The organism is Lactobacillus sp. B4007 (assembly GCF_026535895.1).
In the GTDB taxonomy this organism is placed as follows: Bacteria; Bacillota; Bacilli; order Lactobacillales; family Lactobacillaceae; genus Lactobacillus; species Lactobacillus panisapium.
Genome location: NZ_JAFNPA010000005.1, coordinates 50,030 through 67,084, shown reverse-complemented (window position 1 = coordinate 67,084; position 17,055 = coordinate 50,030). Strand labels below are relative to the sequence as shown.

The following is a 17,055-nucleotide window of genomic DNA, read 5'->3' as shown; positions in this document are numbered from 1 at the left end:
AAGATGAATAAAAATGAATTTTGTCCAAATTGTGGACGACGAATTAACGAAAACGAGGAGTTTTGTTCCAACTGTGGCGCAAAGCTATCTAATAATAAGCAAAGCCGGCAAGAATACCGAACGGATCAGACTCACCGGCAAGCTGCTAACAATAATTCGCAAAACCAAGTACAGACTGTGAATAATCCGCGCCAGCCGATGAAAAAGAAAACTAAGGTAATTTTGAGCATTGTGGGCGTTTTAGTTGTTGCTTTCATTGCTTTTTATGCTTGGGGATCAAATCATTATCAACGGAAAAATCAAGTTGATCAGATTACTGCGTATTTAAAAAATCCGCGGGAAAACTTAGCAGATTATGTTACTTCGGATAATCCTAGTGTGCATGTCACTAATGCGGCTTTGAAGCCAACGCAAAATTATTATTTTGATCATAGTAGCGATGCCGATAAGATGGCAGAAGCTTTTAAATATGGTGATACTTATGAAGACGTTTCGTTAGTACAGTCAGGACGGTATTTACTGCTTTTCCCTAAATATACGTTAAAATTTAAGACTTTTACGCCGCATATTAAGACCAATCATGCCAATTCGACGATTTATGTTAATGATGAAAAAATTGGCGGGGTTAATGGTAGTGGTGAAAGTTATTATAAACAGGTACAGCCGCTTTTTCCTGGAAAATACCATATTGTAGTTAAGTCAACTGCTGCTGGTCATAAGTTAACTGCTGATAAAAGCGCCAATATTTTTTCAAATAGTGCAATTAATATGAATATCAAGACCGTCAATTTTACGGTTAAAAGCTCTCCTGGTGCGGATGTTTATATTAACGAGAAAAAGGTTGGTACGCTAGATAAGAGCGGTGAAAAAGTATTTAAAGAATATCCTGCTACGGATGACATGAAGATTTATGTCATGATGAAAGTTGACGGCAAGGCAATCAGATCAAAGGTAATTGATTATGATGATTTAGGCTTTGATGATGACGATGATAGTAGTAGCAATGTCGTTAAGCCTGAATGGCCTGGCTTAATCAGCGAGGATGATGCCGAAAGTATCTTGGAAGACAACTTCGAAGATCCAGATGAAGATGCATTTGTTGGTGGCGCGGAGAATAAGGGTTACCAAGAACTGCATGAGCAGATCGGAAACTTTAATGATAATGACGAGATAATTTCTTATGATATGGATTGTAGCATTGTTTCCATTTCTCCTGCGCCAGATAATAGTAGTAATGTTGTCTATAAGATAACTTACACTTTTGAGCATGATGATTATGAGCATAAACAAGTAATGCTTTATTCTGGTTGCGTGTTCCACCAAAATGGTGATGGCGATGATGCTTCACAAAAAATCAAATCTATCGGTAATGGGAAAATTATTAGCGATAAGAAGTATAATAACTAAACTAATAAGTGCATCACATATGATGCGCTTATTTATTTTCAAATTAAATTAGTCGAAAATAAGTACATATTACTAATTGAATATAGGACTGATAAAAAGTTAATTAATAACGATCTGTCAAAATATGTGGAGCTGCGTATTTGTTATAAATGTTTCTAAGGTAGTAACATAAAGTAAATTGCCGAAAATAAAAAAATCATCAATCTATTAAACTTCAAAATGCTAGGAGAATTTAAAATGAGCAAATTGCTTATGACTTATCGTGAAAAAAGCAATTATATATTGAGCAGTCACCATCTTATAAAAAAACTAGTCAGCCGGCAGAACAAGAAGAAGATGGGTTTGATGAATTTTAAAAAGCTCATACAAAAATAATGATAAAAAGAACATCCTATTTCGTGAAATTCAAAATAGGGTGTTTTTTGTTTTGTCTTTTTATTCACATAGTGTATTGGCTTTAAGCCTTTAGATAAAATAAGTTACATAATTGGCTAAGACGCCCTATTTTATTCACTTGATTTCGCTTACATAAGTTACAAAAGGTTACATTAATTTACTATTATTATCAAATATTGAGGTTAAAACTAAAATGTATTGTGAAATATGTAATTAAGTAGGAGGAGAAAGATGAATATTGCGAAAGCGATTCAAGTGACATTTTCCAATGCTGCGATAGTTAGCTCAATAACGTCAACAATTTTTATTATTTTATTGGGCTTTTATTTACGTAAGCGTAATATCTTTACAGAAAAGTATGGTAAGCTTTTATCTAAGATTGTTTTAACAGTTGCGCTTCCGGCTTTGGCATTCAACTCATTTATGCAACCGATTAATGGCGAAACTTTTTCGCAAGGGATGAATGTGTTAATTTGGGGAATTGCAATTTATATTATTTTGATTTTGGTAACCCCAATTTCTTATGCCAAGTATCCTAAAGATAAACGAGATGTTCTAGCAATTTTAACCACTTTTGGTTCGACAACCTTTTTTGGGATTCCAATTGTTGGTGCGGTCTTTGGCACCAAGGGTATTATGTATAGCTCGATTTTTAATATTGGCTACCGGATCTTTTTATATTCTTATGCCTATATTAAGATGTCTGGCTTAAAAATGAAGGCAAGCAATATCAAAAAAATGTTTGTCAATCCGGTCGTAATTGCTACTTTTTTGGGACTGATTATGTGGCTAGTGCAAAATTACATGCCACAGGTAGCTGTAAGACAAGCTGTTAATGGCGTAATTAATCCTGGTGCACCAATAATTAAGGTTGCCTTTTACCGAATTGATCAGACTGCAATTTGGCTGTACAAGCCACTGCAATATCTGGCTAATCTAGCATCACCACTTGCTTGGCTATCAATCGGTGCTACCTTAGGTTCGACTTCATTTAAAAAAGCTGCAGAAAACAAGACTTCTTGGTACTACAGTTTTAATAAGGTTGTCTTGGTACCACTGCTTAACTTGGTAATATTGGTCATCTTAAATGTGACTAACATCTTACCGATTAGCTATGTTGCCTTAGGTACAATCATTATTATGATGGCTACTCCAACCGCTGCCGTTGCTTCGTCTTATGCGATTAGCTTTGATCGTGAAGCGGTCTTATCGTCCAATGCATCCTTTGTATCGACAATTTTGGCGGTAGTGGCAATGCCATTTTGGATCGCTTTTCTCGGTGTTCTTAGTCAAAGCGGATTATTTCATTAATTAGGAGGTTTTTATGTTTAAAATTGTTGCTTATGGCGTACGTGAAAATGAAGTAGATTACTTCAAGAAATTAAATAAATATCATTATGATGTGCAATTGGAATCTGAATTGTTAACTCACGATAATATTGAAACTGCTAAAGGCGCAGATGCTGTTTTGTTACGTGCCAATTGTAAGGCAGACGCACAAAACTTGGCAAAATTAAATGAGTGGGGCATTAAATACGTCTTTACTAGAACGGTCGGCTTTAACCATATTGATCTTAAGGCCGCAGCCAAATATGAAATGAAAGTTGCTCGCGTTCCGGCATATTCACCATACGCTGTAGCCGAATTGGCAATGACCCTAGGAATGATGCTCTTTAGACATACCGCCTTGGCAACCGATTTGACCAGGCAAGGAAACTTTAGTGTTTCGACCGCCACTTTTTCTGGGGAAGTTCATTCAAGTACTGTGGGAATTATTGGAACTGGTCGAATTGGTGCGACTGAAGCGCAGCTATATAGCGGAATGGGAACTAAGGTTTTGGGCTATGATCCTTACCCAAGCGACTTTGCTAAACAATATGTTGAATTTGTTGAGCAGGATGAATTGCTGGCAAAATCAGATATTGTTTCAATCCACGTGCCGTATTTCCCAGGTCAAAATGATCGTTTAATTGATGCGGACTTTTTAAAGAAAATGAAACCAACTGCTGTTTTGGTTAATACGGCGAGAACACAACTTGCTGATTATCCTGCTATTATTAAGGCAATCACACAAAATCAAATCGCTGGTTTTGCTAGTGATGTTTTACCAGACGAAGTTGAAGTGCTGGGACATGATTTTAAAGGCAATATCACTAATGAACTGACTAAGCAGTTAGTTGATTTATATCCTAAGGTTCTACTAACTCCGCACATTGGTTCTTACACAAGTCCAGCTTTAACCGATATGATTGCTGTCAGCTATGAAAACTTCCACCAAGTCTTAGAGACAGGCAAGACCGATAATGACGTTAAGTTAGATTAAGTTAATACACAAAAAAGCGAGCTATCAGCTGATAGTTCGCTTTTATTTATTAGCTTTATAAAGTTTAATTGGTCGACCTACTTTTAGGTAATGTGTTTTGATTGTTAATTCATTAGTTTTTACTAAATAGTCTAAATACTTTTTCGTGGTAATCCGCGAGAGTTTAGACTTCCGGGCAATCTCCTGATTAGAAAAATAATCGGGTGTTTCTGCAATGACCGCCTTTATTTTGTTAAGGGAAAAATTTGATAGTCCTTTGGGCAAGGAGGTCATTTCTTTTTCTCCAGCAAAATCTTGCGTAATGAAAACCTGATCGAGTTCAGTTTGCGATAATTGTCGATCCTGGTTTAATACCTCGTTATATTTTAGAAAATGCTCAATTGCCTTATGGAATCGCTCAAAAGAAAATGGTTTTACCAAGTAATCGAGTACGCCATAGTTTAACGCCTGGTTAACGCTTTGGCTATCTTTAGCAGCTGATAACATGATTACATTCGGATGGAGATTGTGTTCAATAAATAAGTGAAGAAGTTCAGTACCTGAAATTTTGGGCAAATAAATATCGAGTAGGACCAAATCAAGCTGCAATTTTTGCGCAAGTGCTAATGCCTTGTCTGCCCTATCTACCTGATAAAGCCTCATTTTTGCAGGCGGAATTATTTTCATTAGGTACTGTTTGTTAATTGAACTGACCATGGGGTCATCTTCCACAATGAGAATCTGTAACATTTTTACTCCTCGCTGTTAATCGGTAATTCAAGATAGAAATTGCTACCATGTGGGTTACAAGGTGTAATGTCAATATAGCCGTGATGATTATCGACAATCTGCTTAACCAGCATTAAGCCGTAACCATGATCTTTACCTTTAGTAGAATATTTTTGCTTAAAAAGCTGTTCTCGGACAGCGGGCGCAATACCACTACCGTTATCGGTCACTTCGATAATCAGGGTTGTACTCTCGAAATCATAATTAAGTTCGAGTTTAATGGTACCACTGGTATCAATGGCAGCTAAGGCATTGTCGATTAAGTTACCCAATATCTTGATCAGATCAAGATTTAATTGGTCTGAAACAATTACTTGTGGCAGATAGGAATCAGGAGTAAGTGTCAAAGTCACTTTTTGCTCTTTAGCCTGATTAATTTTACCGGTTAAAAACCCGACTAAAGCTGGTGATTCAATCTGCTGGTTTAGCTGGCCAAACTCTTGCTGGTAATTGGCGTTAACTTTGCCAATAAAATTAGTAACATTATCATATTGCTTTAATTCAATCATACCGTAAATTGCCTGTAATTTATTGCGAAATTCATGCGATTGCGCTCTAAGCGCTTGAATGTATTGCTCACTTCCAGCTAATTGTTCAGACAGTTTTTGGTATTTGGATTGATCTTGTAGTAGAGCAATTTGGCCATAAGTTTTGTCATGATAAACTAGCCTACTAGTGGATACAATGTATTCTTTAGCGTTAATTAAGAGCGGAACATTGGTCTTATTTTGTGAATGATTATGATTAAAAATTAGTTTAGCTAAATTGGAATCTAGTGCAGTACCCACTTTAACTGCTGGAAATGTTTTTTTAGCTAAATAATTGGTTGTAATTACGATGTTTTGTTCATTAACAGCAATTAAGATTTCATCAATACTATCAATAATAGCGTGTAGTTCCGTCAGCTTGGTAGCAATTTCATCTGGTTCCATATTAAAAAGAGATTTTTTAATCCTTTGCGCTAAAAAAAGTGCCAAAATTATGCCAGCACATAAAGCAAATAATGAACCAAGAATAACCGCTTTTTGAGCAGATAAAATTGCCCGGTTAATTGAGCTATCGGTTAGGCCAACGCAGACAATGCCAACTTGCTGTTTGTTCTTGAAAACAGGAACAAAGATGCGGTAACCCGTTCCTAAAATACCTTTGCGATGTGAGTAATGGCTTTTACCAGTGCTTGATTTTTTAGCATCTTGCGGTGAACTAAATTTTTTGCCGATCCGACTAGTATCAGGGTGGGAGTAGCGCATTAAATTCCGGTTTAGAATTACAACGAAATCAACCCGAGATGCCTGTGTGATTTGATTGGCATATCTTTGTAATGAATTATTTTTGGTGGGAAGGGGATGCTTACTTAAAGTGCTCTTAACATTTTCGTCCTGAGCAGCAATTCTAGCAACTCCAGCGATTTCTTCTTTAATTATTTGCCTTTGATTCTGTTTGACATGGTAGGAGGCAATGCTTCCAGCAGTAACAACAAAAATAACTGTTGTTAAAAAAACTAATAAAACAGACTTGGTCCTTAAGCTAAAGCGTGATTTTCGTGGCATGTTTTTCCTTTTTATATCGTTACAACTTATTACAACTAGTATAAACTACTAAAGAAGAAAAATAGTTTTACCTAAAGTAAGATTTTATTAAGTATCTGTTTTTAAAACTAATTTCGGACGGAAGTTTATGGCCCGCTGTAAACTTCATTTTTTAAATAAAGAAGAAATAGTTGGTTAAACTTTAATTTTGCTGTTTATTTGTAAGAAAGAAATTGATTTAATAATTTTTGAACGACATGATCTAGAATAGATTTAGGAAGAAGAAGCAACTTGCTGTTAATTACTCTTAGTTTGTTTATCAAACATGTTCAAACATTGACAAACAAAAAAGAACAATTATACTAAAGGTGAACTAAGTTAGTTGCTTAATCTAGTTTAAAAAGTAGGTAACCAATGCTAAAAAGTGAAAGATTAAAAAATATCTTGCAAATAGTTAACACGCAAAAATTTGTTACAGTTGATGAACTAGCACAAGCGTTAAAAGTTTCTGACATGACAATTAGACGTGATCTCAATGAATTGCATAAGGTAAATAAGATTTTAAGAGTTCATGGTGGTGCTCAGCAGTTAACAGATCAAAGTAGAATTGAGAAGAGCTATCAGCAAAAGCGTGAAATCCATATTAAGGAAAAAATCGAAGTTGCAAAGCGTGCCTGTAATTTGATTCATGAAAATGATTCTATTTATGTAGGACCAGGGACGACTTTGGAATTGATGGTTGCTAATTTAAAGGTCAAGCATCTGCGGATTGTTACCAATTCGCTGCCTGTTTTTGAAGCAGCCAAAAATAATCTAAATAATTATGACTTAATTATGGTTGGCGGTTCTTACCGCCGAATTAGTGGTGCTTTTTTGGGCGCTCTAGCTAATAGTGAACTGGAGACGATGTCATTTTCTGTTGGCTTTGTAGGAGTTAATGGCATTAAAGATGCTTCTATGACAACAGCTAACTTAGAAGAGGGCCAAACCGAAGAAGTCGGGCTAGATCGTTCACAAATAAAATTTGTGGTAGCTGATTATACTAAGCTTGACCACAATGATTTTCATGAATTTTATGATTTGCGCAAGGTCGACGGTCTGATTACCAACCATGGAATTGAGCCTGAATTGGAAAAACATTACAGTCAATTTACAACTATTTATAAGTAGTTGTTAGGGAAAGGAGACTTAGCGATGAAGGTGGTCATTGGCAGTGATAAAGGTGGTTTTGATTTAAAAGAAAAGGTTAGAAAGTATCTTGAAAGTCATGACTATGAAGTTTTGGACGTAACAGAAAAGCCAGCAGAGGACTTTGTTGATTCGAGCTTAAAAGTTACGCATGAAGTACTTGATAATGGTATTAAAAAGGCAATTATGTTTGACGAGTATGGGGTCGGTTCTGCCATGGCTTCCAATAAAGTTAAGGGCATGGTTACCGCAAACGTTAATGAAGAGCGGACCGCTCATATGACGGCAATGCACAATGGTGCAAAGGCAATTGCACTTGGCAGCGGAATAGTTGGTGAGCAACTAGCTTACTCAATTGTTCAACATTATCTTGATACAGACTATGCTGGTGGTCGTCACCAAGTTCGGCTCGATATGCTAGAAAAAATGATTTAGGAGGGATAGGCAAATGTTAGATAATGATCGACCTCAACCAGAATACGTTGATCCTAAAATTGATCAGCAAAAAGTAATCGCTCTAGGAAACGACCATATTGTTACCGCAGTTAAAATGGCAATCTCTGATCACTTAAAGGCGGAAGGCTACCAGGTAATTGATGAAGGAACCCACGATAATACTAGGACGCATTATCCAATCTACGGTAAACGGGTTGCCGAGGATGTTTCTTCTGGCCGAGCTGATTTTGGCATTGTTCTTTGCGGAACAGGAATTGGTATTTCAACAGCTGCTGATAAAAATGAAGGTATTAGAGCCGCAATGGTTGGCGATGCTACACAAGCGCAGTATGCTCGGCGCGAATTAAATGCTAATATTCTTGGCTTTGGTGGTATCGTGTTAGGACGCGACTTTATTTTTGATATTGTCGATTCGTTTCTTACCACAGCTTATGAACCAAGCGACGAAAATAAGCAATTGATTAGTAAGATTGCGGCTATTGCTAAGCCTAACCCAGACCAAAAAGATAATGCTCACTTTTTTGATGAAGAAAATAAAAAATGGGCTGAGGGCGTTTACCACGATTAAGTGGAAATAATTGTTAATAAAAAAGAAAATATTAATCGCACACTAAAAGTCATGACGGTAATTGTCATGACTTTTTTAATACTCTCAGAGCTGCTGCTTTTCTAAAAAAGCGTTTGCATTTCTGGTTATATTTACCTATAATAGCAATAGGCAAGTGAACAAATTCAAACATAAATAAACAAAAATGAAAGCTTGCCATGAGAGCAAAAGGAGTTAGTGCTGTGAGTGAGAATAGCTTGTTTTTACCGAATGCTGTTTTTGTCAGTGATTCAACTAGTGTGACCGATATTTTTCATGAAATTGCTAACCAGCTTAGTGCAGAGAAGCTAGTTAAAAAGCAATTTTTACCTGAAATCATTAAGCGAGAAGAAAAGTATCCAACTGGAATTGATCTTTCGCCTGTTAATAAAAATTTACCTAATATTGCGGTTCCACATACCGAAGGTGAATTTGTCAGTACTCGTTTGATTATTCCTGTTTCCTTAGTGACCGCAGTACCATTCAAAAATATGATTGATCCTGACCAAGAATTGCCCGTGAAATTTTTATTTTTAATTTTAAATAATGATCCAGCCGGACAAGCCAACATTTTGGCACAAATTATGGACTTTTTGCGATTAACACCTGTTGCCAATTTACAAGAGTTATTTAAGCTGACTGAGCCCGATAAGATTTACCGGTTTCTAAGTGAGCATTTTAAATAATAGGAGGGTTTTTCTGATGAGTAGAGAAGTTAAGTTTATTGCTGCATGTGGTGCAGGAGTTAATTCGTCCCATCAAATCAAGGATGCGGTCGAAGAAGAAATGAGGAAAAGGGGCTACAACGTTAAAGTTGATGCCTACATGGTAAAGGATGTCAACGAAGACTTACTTTCAAATTATGATGGCTATTTGACAATTGCCAAAACCGATCTTTCATTTAAGCCAAAAGTGCCGCTTATTGAAGCTGGTGCAATCCTATATCGAATTCCTGCGATGGCTAAGCCTGTTTATGACGAAGTCGAAAAAGTTGTAAAGGAAGTTAACGCTAAGTAACTCTATTTTTGAAAGGAGAAAAAAATGAATGGGATAATTAATTTCGCTAACTCACTTTTCAAACCTTTGATTGATATGGGCGCTGCAACCATCATGTTAATTGTTTTAACACTGATTGCCGTTCTGTTTCGGGTCAAGTTTTCAAAAGCGCTTGAAGGCGGTATGAAATTAGCGATTGCGATTACGGCTATTGGTAATATTATGAATATGCTTACTACGGCATTTCAAAAACCGATGCTGCAATTTGTCAAGCATACTGGAATTCATATGGATATGCAGGATATGGGTTGGGCACCGTTAGCCACGATTACCTGGGGCTCTCCATATACACTGTTTTACCTATTAGTCTTGATAATTTTGAATGTAGTTTTGTTAGTAATGAATAAAACTAACACTCTAGATGTAGATATTTTTGATGTCTGGCACCTAGCATTTGTCGGCCTATTCTGTGTATATGTGGGTGCACCGCTTTGGCTTTCAACCTTATTGGTGCTCTTTATCGGCACTATGAAAATAATTAACTCCGATTTGATGAAACCAACCTTCAACGACTTGCTTGATGCTCCTGAAGGCAACCCAATGACCACTACGCACATGAATTATATGATGAATCCAATTATCATGGTCTTTAACAAATTCTTTGATAAGTGCTTGCCGTGGCTTGATAAGTTTGACTTTGACTCAACTAAGTTAAATGAAAAAATTGGTTTCTGGGGGAGCAGGTTTGCTATCGGCGTTTACCTAGGTGTATTTGTTTCTCTTCTGGCTGGTAATAATTTTGCTACCGAACAGGGTTGGAAAGATATGTTCACACTTTCATTTATTGGTGGTTCATGTATTGAATTATTCTCTGTAATCGGATCATGGTTTATTGCTTCTGTTGAGCCACTTTCACAGGGTATTGCTGATTTTGCTACTAAGAGATTCTCAGGACGTACCTTCAACATTGGACTTGACTGGCCATTCTTAGCTGGCCGTTCTGAAATTTGGGCAGCAGCAAACGTTTTGGCACCAATAATGATGCTGGAAGCAATGGTTTTACCAGGTAACAGATTGATGCCTCTAGGTGGTATCATTGCCATGGGTGTCACTCCTGCTTTGCTAGTAGTTACTAGAGGGAAAATTATTCGGATGATTGTTATCGGAACGATTGAATTACCAATCTTTCTTTGGGCAGGTACAATGGTAGGACCATTTGTTACCAATATGGCTCACTCAGTTGGTGCTGCTATTCCGGCGCATACCCTTGTTTCTGATACTACAATGGAAGGTCCTGTTGAAAAATTCCTGGCTTACCTTGTTGGTAATGCATGGAAGCAGCAAGGAATGTTTATCGTATATGCATTGATTGCCTTAGCAGTTTACCTACTTTTATTCATCTGGTATGCAAAGCAAATGCAGAAGAGAAATGCAGAATATGCGGCTGCAGCAAAAAAGGCCTAGTCAATTAAGTTAGTAGTTTTGATAAGGGTGATTAGATTGAAAAAGGCAAAAATTACTGAAAAAGAAAAAGCTAGAAGAAATAACATTTTTATTTGGACAGTATTTGTAATTGCAATTAATCTTTTACAGATATTATTTAAAAATTGGACCACCAGCTTAATTGCTATGGTTGGAACAATCTATGCTTTGTATCGAATAGTTGTTTATGAAAATCCCAAGAATCGCCTTAGTCAAAAATACTATGATTGGAAGGGTAATAAACTAAATAAATAAAAATATTTCATTATGCCATTAGATTATAAAAATCTAATGGCATAATTAGTTTATTTAAAAAGCTATTACTCGTTGGAAAGGATAACTAATGAAAAAACAAAATAAGATTTTAAACTTATTGGCTATACTTTTTATTCTCTGCTTTTTTAACTTGATGCCAACACATAGTTTGATAGCAGCAGAGTCTGATTTGCCACCAATAGGCCAAAAGGCTCAAGTAACCTTTGATCGCTATTCTTTAATGATAAATGGCGTGAGAACGCCGATTTATTCCGGTGAATTCGAATATTGGCGTTTACCAAATCCGTCACTTTGGCGCGATGTTTTGCAAAAAATGAAAGCCGAAGGCTTTAACGCTGTTACAATTTATTTTAATTGGGGTTATCACTCACCTAAAGAGGGAGTTTATGATTTTTCTGGAGTTAAAGATGTAGACAAGCTTTTAAAAATTGCCGAAGATGTTGGTATATATGTAATTGCCAGACCGGGTCCTTATATTAATGCAGAAACTGATGCTGGAGGTTTTCCGGATTGGCTCTTAACGCAAAAAGGACGCGCACGATCATCTGACGCAGATTACACCAAAAGCTATAATGAATGGTTAGACCATATCGATCCAATTATTGCCAAGCACCAAATTACTAATGGTGGCAGTGTGATTTTGTACCAAATCGAAAATGAATACACTGGATGGCGACGCGATTCGCAATACATGGAGGACCTGAAAAATAAGGTAAAAGCTGACGGTATAAATGTTCCGACATTTCATAATGATAAAAGTGGACCACAAGGAACTTGGGCAAATGGTAAGGGAGCACCAGATATGTATGCTTTTGATCGCTATCCCGGCATTGGCAACATTGGGGCATTGCCCAACACGTTTGAGGATCCCCACACGAAAGGTTGGGGCGCAAAATCACCAATATTTTTAGCCGAACTAGGTAATGGTTGGTTCGATCCTTGGGCCGGTCAAGGTTATGATTACTGGCGAAAGCAACGTGGCACCTCTGCTGAAAACATCATTAATAAACATATTATAGGAGAAGGAGGTACAATAATAAGTTCGTATATGACTTATGGTGGCACCTCATGGGGCTATTTACCTTTTCCTGGAGGATACACCTCGTATGATTATGGAGCTGCAATCAATGAAGAAAGACAGCTTGATGATAAAACCGCTCAACAAAAAAAGATTGGTTTGATGCTGCAAAGTGTCAAACCGATAGCAAAGACAGATAGAATAGTAGAAAATACTTCAAGTGATAATGTTTTCTATATCATAGAAAGAGAGAATCCGGATAGTAAGACCAAGTTCTATTTTGTTCGCCATAATAAAACAAATTCGACGGGTGATGATACTTATAGTTTACCGATCAAAACTGCAGAAACCGATATTACGGTACCAGTTCGTGTAAATGGTCAAACTTCAAAAGTGGTAACTGCAAATTATGATTTTGGCAGGCAACATCTTGTATATTCAACTAACGAGATTTTTACGCAGTTTTCGAATAATAATGAAGACACTTTAGTTGTTTATTCAGATAAAAATGATCCTAATCAAACGGTTTTGAAGTATGATAAAGAACCAGAAGTTAGTGTTGAAACTGGTAAAGTAGATAAAAAATGGGATGCCACTAAAAAAACCCTAACTTTGTCTAATCAATTTGATGGCTTGGCCAATGTTCAAATAAAGTCAGGAAATAGTACCCTAAGGTTAATCATGGGCTTGTATGAGCAAATGGATAAATTATGGGAACAAAAAACTTCTGCGGGAACAATTTTAGTGAATGGTCCATATTTGCTTCGTAAAGCTGAAGCTCAAGGGAAAACTTTAAGCTTAAATGGTGATACAGATTCTGAGACAAATCTAGCTGTTTATTGTCCAGCGGATATTAAAGAAGTTCAATGGAATGAACAAAAGTTAAATACTAAGAAAGATGCAGAATGGCTCAATGCGGCTATTCCTGGCGTGGATAAGGAGAAAATTAAGTTACCAGAACTAAAAAATTGGCAATATCACGATGGAAATCCTGAATCTGACCTTAAATTTGATGATTCTGCTTGGCAAGCCGCTAATAAAGAAACTTCAAACAGTATAACTAAACATACTGGCAAAATAGTCTTATTCGCTGATGATTACGGCTTCCATCATGGAAATGTTTGGTATCGTGGTCACTTTACAGCTAATGGTAATGAAAACAACATAAAATTAGACGGTATTACAGGCAATTATGGTGCATATTCAGCTTGGTTGAATGGTCACTTTTTGGGAAGCTGCGAGTTAGGAAAAGATGAAAGTAAAGAACAAACTTTTGAAATAAACTCATCCTGGTTAAGAAAAAAACAAGATAATGTAGTTTCTGTCTTGGTTGCTAATATGGGACATGATGAAGACGGAAATAATAAAGACTCTCATAAAGCTGCGCGTGGACTTATTAGTGCTGATGTGCAAAGAAAAGACGGAACAGAGGCTGAAATCACCTGGAAATTGCAGGGCAATAAAGGTGGAGAACAGATCCCAGATTCATCACGTGGTTCCTATAATCTAGGTGGATTATATGGCGAAAGACATGGCTGGTACTTACCCGGTTTTGATGATTCAAAGTGGGAAAAAGTAACTTTGCCTGATAGCCGGACAACAGCTGGTATCGGCTGGTACAATACTTCTTTTGATTTAAACATACCGGAAAATTACGATGTTCCAATTTCGCTGCAGATTTCGGATGATACCTTTGGGACTGAAGGAGCCAAATACCGAGCATATATTTATATTAATGGTTGGCTATATGGCCAATATATAAATAATGCTGGGCCACAAAAAGAATTTTACCTTCCAGCTGGTTTGTTAAACGAACACGGACATAATCTGCTTTCAATAGCTGTTTGGAGTTTAGATAATCAGAGTGCAAAATTAGGGAAAGTAAGTTTGATTACCAACGGAATTTATAATTCTGGTAATCATGTTGAAAATGTTAAAGCTGCCACATACCAAGATATTTTTGGTAAAGCTCAAGACAGCAGTTCAGATATTGATAAAGCAACTGATAACATTTCAAACGAACAACTTCCAGAAAATGAAGAGAGTAATAGTGCAACTAAGCCTAAAAAGAGGCAAAGTAAATTTAAAACAGTTATGCATAATTCATACTTATATAACCAAAAAGGCAAGAAAATTAAATCCAGTTATGTTAAAGCTGGAACTAAAGTTTTGACTCAAGGAGCTGTCTTTCTACATAAACGCAAATTTTATAAGTTAGGTAAAAGCAAATATCTTGTTGCTAGCAATATTGATGGCTCGTGCAAGCAACTAAAACATAATGCGTATACTTATAACTGGCAAGGCAATAGAGTAAGTAAAAAAATTTTGATGAGGAAAGAAAAAATTAGAATTTATGGCGGTCAAGTCTCAATTAAGCATAAGATCTATTTTGTCATTGGCATAAATAAATTGATCAAAGCGAAAAATGTAGCCTAAATAAAAATACAACATACTGAAAAAGCGTTAGCAATTTTATGCTAATGCTTTTTTGTTATAAAAAATAAACTTTATTCATGCAAAAATAAATTGTATTTAACCGCTTTCTTTGCTAAACTCAAAGTGGTATCAACCAGTTAAAAAGGAGGGGGATGTCAATGCAAAAGCCACTTTATCAGCAGGTTATTCTCGACTTAGAAGGGCTAATCAAAAAGATGAAACCTAATGAGAAGTTGCCAAGCGAACGGCAATTATTGGTTAAATATGGTGTCAGTCGTAACACTATTAGGTTAGCGTTACAAAACTTAGAAGAGCGAGGGCTAATTTACCGACTTCATGGTAAAGGGACATTTGTTTCGAGCATTTATTTAGATCGACCAAATATTGGTGGAATTTACTCATTTTCTGAAGAACTTACACGGGAAGGACAAAAAGCAACTACGCAGAATCAAAGTTTGGAATTAGTAATGCCGACAACAAAGATTGCTGAGCAGCTTAACCTAGCTGAAAATGAGCAGGCATATAAATTGGTCCGCCTGCGTCTTGCCAATGGTCAGCCACGAATGTTTAGTACGACTTATTTACCAGAAAAACTGTTTCCCAAATTAGAAATTACTGATCTAAGGAGCAAGACGTTATATGGGGTACTTAAAGAAAAATATAATCAATTATCCGTGATTGCGTTTGAGGATGTTCAGGCGGTTAGCCTAGGTAAGCCTGAAAGCGAATATTTAGACGTAAAAGAAGGCTCACCTAGTTTGAAAATTTACCGCAAAACAATTAATGATAAAAATATTCCGATTGAGTTTACCATCTCTTTAGCACGTGGTGATAAGTTTATTTATCGGTCAAGACAATATAACGATTTAATAAAATAAGGAGAAAAAATGTTTACAAAAACAGATGCAGAACTTGAAAAAATAGGTGCCAAGATTACTACCCGTGAAATTCAGCAACAGCCTGAATTATGGCAACAAACCTGGTCGATTTACCAAGATAATAAAGCCAAAATTAAGGATTTTCTTGCCAAGGTTAGCGCTGAATGTGGCAAGGTAAAGGTAATTTTTACCGGTGCAGGAACTAGTGCATACGTTGGCAACACAATTATGCCGTATTTACAAAAACATGGTGATCGTAGCAAATATGATTTTGCAGCAATCGATACTACTAAAATCGTGTCCACTCCAGAAGATTACCTTGAGCCGGGAACTCCAACCATTTTAGTTTCCTTTGCACGTAGTGGCAATTCACCAGAGTCCGTTGCGACAGTTGAATTAGCCAAAAAGTTGGTAAAAAATTTATATCAAATTGCTATTACCTGTGCCCCTGAAGGGCATTTGGCCCAGGATTTACAAGGTGATGAAACGGGATTAGTTTTATTAATGCCGGAAAAATCGCTTGATCAGGGCTTTGCGATGACAGGATCATTTTCATGTATGACTTTAGCGGCTTTATTAGTCTTTGATACCCTTGATGATCAAGAAAAAGAACAGATTATTAAGCAAATTGCCGCAATGGGTAAGAGCGTGATTGCTAGAGAAGATGAGATTGCGGCTCTTGTTAAAACAGATTTTGACAGAATTACCTATATCGGCAGTGGCTGCTTAGGAGGACTTGCTGAAGAAACCAGGTTAAAGATTTTAGAATTGACTGCAGGCGAAGTTGCGGCATTATTTGACACATCAATGGGCTTACGTCATGGGCCTAAGTCATTTTTGGATAAAAAGACGATTGTTTTCGATTTTGTTTCCAATAATTCGTATACCAGACAATATGATTTGGACATTCTCAATGAAATTAGGGATGATCAAATCGTGCCACTGGTGATGGCAGTTGGCCAAGAAAAAGATGGTCAAGACTTTGCTGGTCAAACATTTACTTTTGCGGAAAAGAAACTCTTGCCAGATGCATATTTAGCTCTACCAGATGTCATGTTTGGTCAGACCATTGCATTATTAACTTCAATTAAAGTAAATAACAAACCAGATACACCATCGCCTACCGGAACCGTTAACCGGGTCGTTAAAGGCGTCACTATTCATAAGTTTTAGCGCCATTACTTTGTTTATATAATAAAATCTTGTATAACATAACAATAAAGTTATTATCATTAATTTAAAAGTACAGGTTGACAAAAATTGGTTGGTACCTTACCATGTAATTGTGAAAGCGTTTTAAAAATGTTTTGATTTCC

At 36.5% G+C, this 17,055-nt stretch carries 15 protein-coding genes; 13 read left to right on the top strand and 2 right to left on the bottom strand.

The window, feature by feature from the left end:
• Positions 1-3 precede the first annotated feature (3 nt).
• The 3 genes from J3U54_RS08505 to J3U54_RS08495 all read left to right on the top strand — a co-directional run bounded on the left by J3U54_RS08505 (position 4) and on the right by J3U54_RS08495 (position 4,126).
• Positions 4-1,407: a zinc ribbon domain-containing protein gene (locus tag J3U54_RS08505; protein WP_267385737.1), complete on the top strand. Its 1,404-nt coding sequence runs from the start codon at positions 4-6 to the stop codon at positions 1,405-1,407.
• 627 nt (positions 1,408-2,034) lie between these two features.
• On the top strand, positions 2,035-3,114 hold the full coding sequence (locus tag J3U54_RS08500; protein ID WP_220220750.1) for an AEC family transporter: 1,080 nt from the start codon (positions 2,035-2,037) through the stop codon (positions 3,112-3,114).
• Positions 3,115-3,127: 13 nt separating this feature from the next.
• Positions 3,128-4,126, top strand: coding sequence for an NAD(P)-dependent oxidoreductase (locus J3U54_RS08495; protein ID WP_220220751.1), 999 nt, complete (start codon positions 3,128-3,130; stop codon positions 4,124-4,126).
• A gap of 42 nt (positions 4,127-4,168) precedes the next feature.
• On the opposite strand, the gene J3U54_RS08490 is transcribed toward J3U54_RS08495, so the two are convergent.
• Together J3U54_RS08490 and J3U54_RS08485 are read right to left on the bottom strand one after the other, a co-directional pair.
• Entirely contained in the window at positions 4,169-4,855 is a 687-nt protein-coding gene (locus tag J3U54_RS08490; protein ID WP_267385735.1) for a response regulator, read from the bottom strand.
• Between the two features lie 2 nt (positions 4,856-4,857).
• Positions 4,858-6,444, bottom strand: a complete 1,587-nt coding sequence (locus J3U54_RS08485; RefSeq protein WP_267385733.1) for an ATP-binding protein — start codon at positions 6,442-6,444, stop codon at positions 4,858-4,860.
• A gap of 393 nt (positions 6,445-6,837) precedes the next feature.
• Here J3U54_RS08485 and J3U54_RS08480 point away from each other — a divergent pair, with 393 nt between their 5' ends.
• The 10 genes from J3U54_RS08480 (at position 6,838) to J3U54_RS08435 (ending at position 16,912) form a co-directional block, all read left to right on the top strand.
• Complete coding sequence (locus J3U54_RS08480; protein WP_267385731.1) at positions 6,838-7,593, top strand: DeoR/GlpR family DNA-binding transcription regulator; 756 nt, start codon at positions 6,838-6,840, stop codon at positions 7,591-7,593.
• A 24-nt stretch (positions 7,594-7,617) separates the two neighbouring features.
• Positions 7,618-8,046 (top strand): galactose-6-phosphate isomerase subunit LacA, encoded by a 429-nt coding sequence (gene lacA / locus J3U54_RS08475; protein WP_103753107.1) that lies wholly within the window; start codon positions 7,618-7,620, stop codon positions 8,044-8,046.
• Positions 8,047-8,059: 13 nt separating this feature from the next.
• Entirely contained in the window at positions 8,060-8,635 is a 576-nt protein-coding gene (gene lacB / locus J3U54_RS08470) for a galactose-6-phosphate isomerase subunit LacB (protein ID WP_220220759.1), read from the top strand.
• A gap of 221 nt (positions 8,636-8,856) precedes the next feature.
• Positions 8,857-9,339 (top strand): PTS sugar transporter subunit IIA, encoded by a 483-nt coding sequence (locus J3U54_RS08465; protein WP_267385730.1) that lies wholly within the window; start codon positions 8,857-8,859, stop codon positions 9,337-9,339.
• 16 nt (positions 9,340-9,355) lie between these two features.
• On the top strand, positions 9,356-9,670 hold the full coding sequence (locus tag J3U54_RS08460; protein ID WP_103753104.1) for a PTS fructose transporter subunit IIB: 315 nt from the start codon (positions 9,356-9,358) through the stop codon (positions 9,668-9,670).
• A gap of 24 nt (positions 9,671-9,694) precedes the next feature.
• A complete protein-coding gene (locus J3U54_RS08455; protein ID WP_103753103.1) occupies positions 9,695-11,113 on the top strand; it encodes a PTS transporter subunit IIC in 1,419 nt (472 codons plus the stop codon).
• 27 nt (positions 11,114-11,140) lie between these two features.
• Positions 11,141-11,386, top strand: a complete 246-nt coding sequence (locus J3U54_RS08450; protein WP_267385728.1) for a hypothetical protein — start codon at positions 11,141-11,143, stop codon at positions 11,384-11,386.
• 88 nt (positions 11,387-11,474) lie between these two features.
• Positions 11,475-14,861 (top strand): beta-galactosidase, encoded by a 3,387-nt coding sequence (locus J3U54_RS08445; RefSeq protein WP_267385727.1) that lies wholly within the window; start codon positions 11,475-11,477, stop codon positions 14,859-14,861.
• A 158-nt stretch (positions 14,862-15,019) separates the two neighbouring features.
• Positions 15,020-15,739 carry a GntR family transcriptional regulator gene (locus J3U54_RS08440; RefSeq protein WP_267385756.1) on the top strand — a complete coding sequence of 240 codons (720 nt, stop codon included), beginning with the start codon at positions 15,020-15,022 and terminating at the stop codon, positions 15,737-15,739.
• A 9-nt stretch (positions 15,740-15,748) separates the two neighbouring features.
• The gene (locus J3U54_RS08435) at positions 15,749-16,912 is read left to right on the top strand and encodes an SIS domain-containing protein (RefSeq protein ID WP_267385726.1); all 1,164 of its coding nucleotides are present in this window, start codon (positions 15,749-15,751) and stop codon (positions 16,910-16,912) included.
• Positions 16,913-17,055: the final 143 nt, after the last annotated feature.

What these genes read in the sequence shown, in the direction of transcription:
- J3U54_RS08505 (WP_267385737.1), top strand. Translation starts at nt 4, where the DNA reads ATGAATAAAAATGAATTTTGTCCAAATTGTGGACGACGAATTAACGAA.
- J3U54_RS08500 (WP_220220750.1), top strand. Translation starts at nt 2,035, where the DNA reads ATGAATATTGCGAAAGCGATTCAAGTGACATTTTCCAATGCTGCGATA.
- J3U54_RS08495 (WP_220220751.1), top strand. Translation starts at nt 3,128, where the DNA reads ATGTTTAAAATTGTTGCTTATGGCGTACGTGAAAATGAAGTAGATTAC.
- J3U54_RS08490 (WP_267385735.1), bottom strand. Translation starts at nt 4,855, where the DNA reads ATGTTACAGATTCTCATTGTGGAAGATGACCCCATGGTCAGTTCAATT.
- J3U54_RS08485 (WP_267385733.1), bottom strand. Translation starts at nt 6,444, where the DNA reads ATGCCACGAAAATCACGCTTTAGCTTAAGGACCAAGTCTGTTTTATTA.
- J3U54_RS08480 (WP_267385731.1), top strand. Translation starts at nt 6,838, where the DNA reads ATGCTAAAAAGTGAAAGATTAAAAAATATCTTGCAAATAGTTAACACG.
- lacA (WP_103753107.1), top strand. Translation starts at nt 7,618, where the DNA reads ATGAAGGTGGTCATTGGCAGTGATAAAGGTGGTTTTGATTTAAAAGAA.
- lacB (WP_220220759.1), top strand. Translation starts at nt 8,060, where the DNA reads ATGTTAGATAATGATCGACCTCAACCAGAATACGTTGATCCTAAAATT.
- J3U54_RS08460 (WP_103753104.1), top strand. Translation starts at nt 9,356, where the DNA reads ATGAGTAGAGAAGTTAAGTTTATTGCTGCATGTGGTGCAGGAGTTAAT.
- J3U54_RS08455 (WP_103753103.1), top strand. Translation starts at nt 9,695, where the DNA reads ATGAATGGGATAATTAATTTCGCTAACTCACTTTTCAAACCTTTGATT.
- J3U54_RS08445 (WP_267385727.1), top strand. Translation starts at nt 11,475, where the DNA reads ATGAAAAAACAAAATAAGATTTTAAACTTATTGGCTATACTTTTTATT.
- J3U54_RS08440 (WP_267385756.1), top strand. Translation starts at nt 15,020, where the DNA reads ATGCAAAAGCCACTTTATCAGCAGGTTATTCTCGACTTAGAAGGGCTA.
- J3U54_RS08435 (WP_267385726.1), top strand. Translation starts at nt 15,749, where the DNA reads ATGTTTACAAAAACAGATGCAGAACTTGAAAAAATAGGTGCCAAGATT.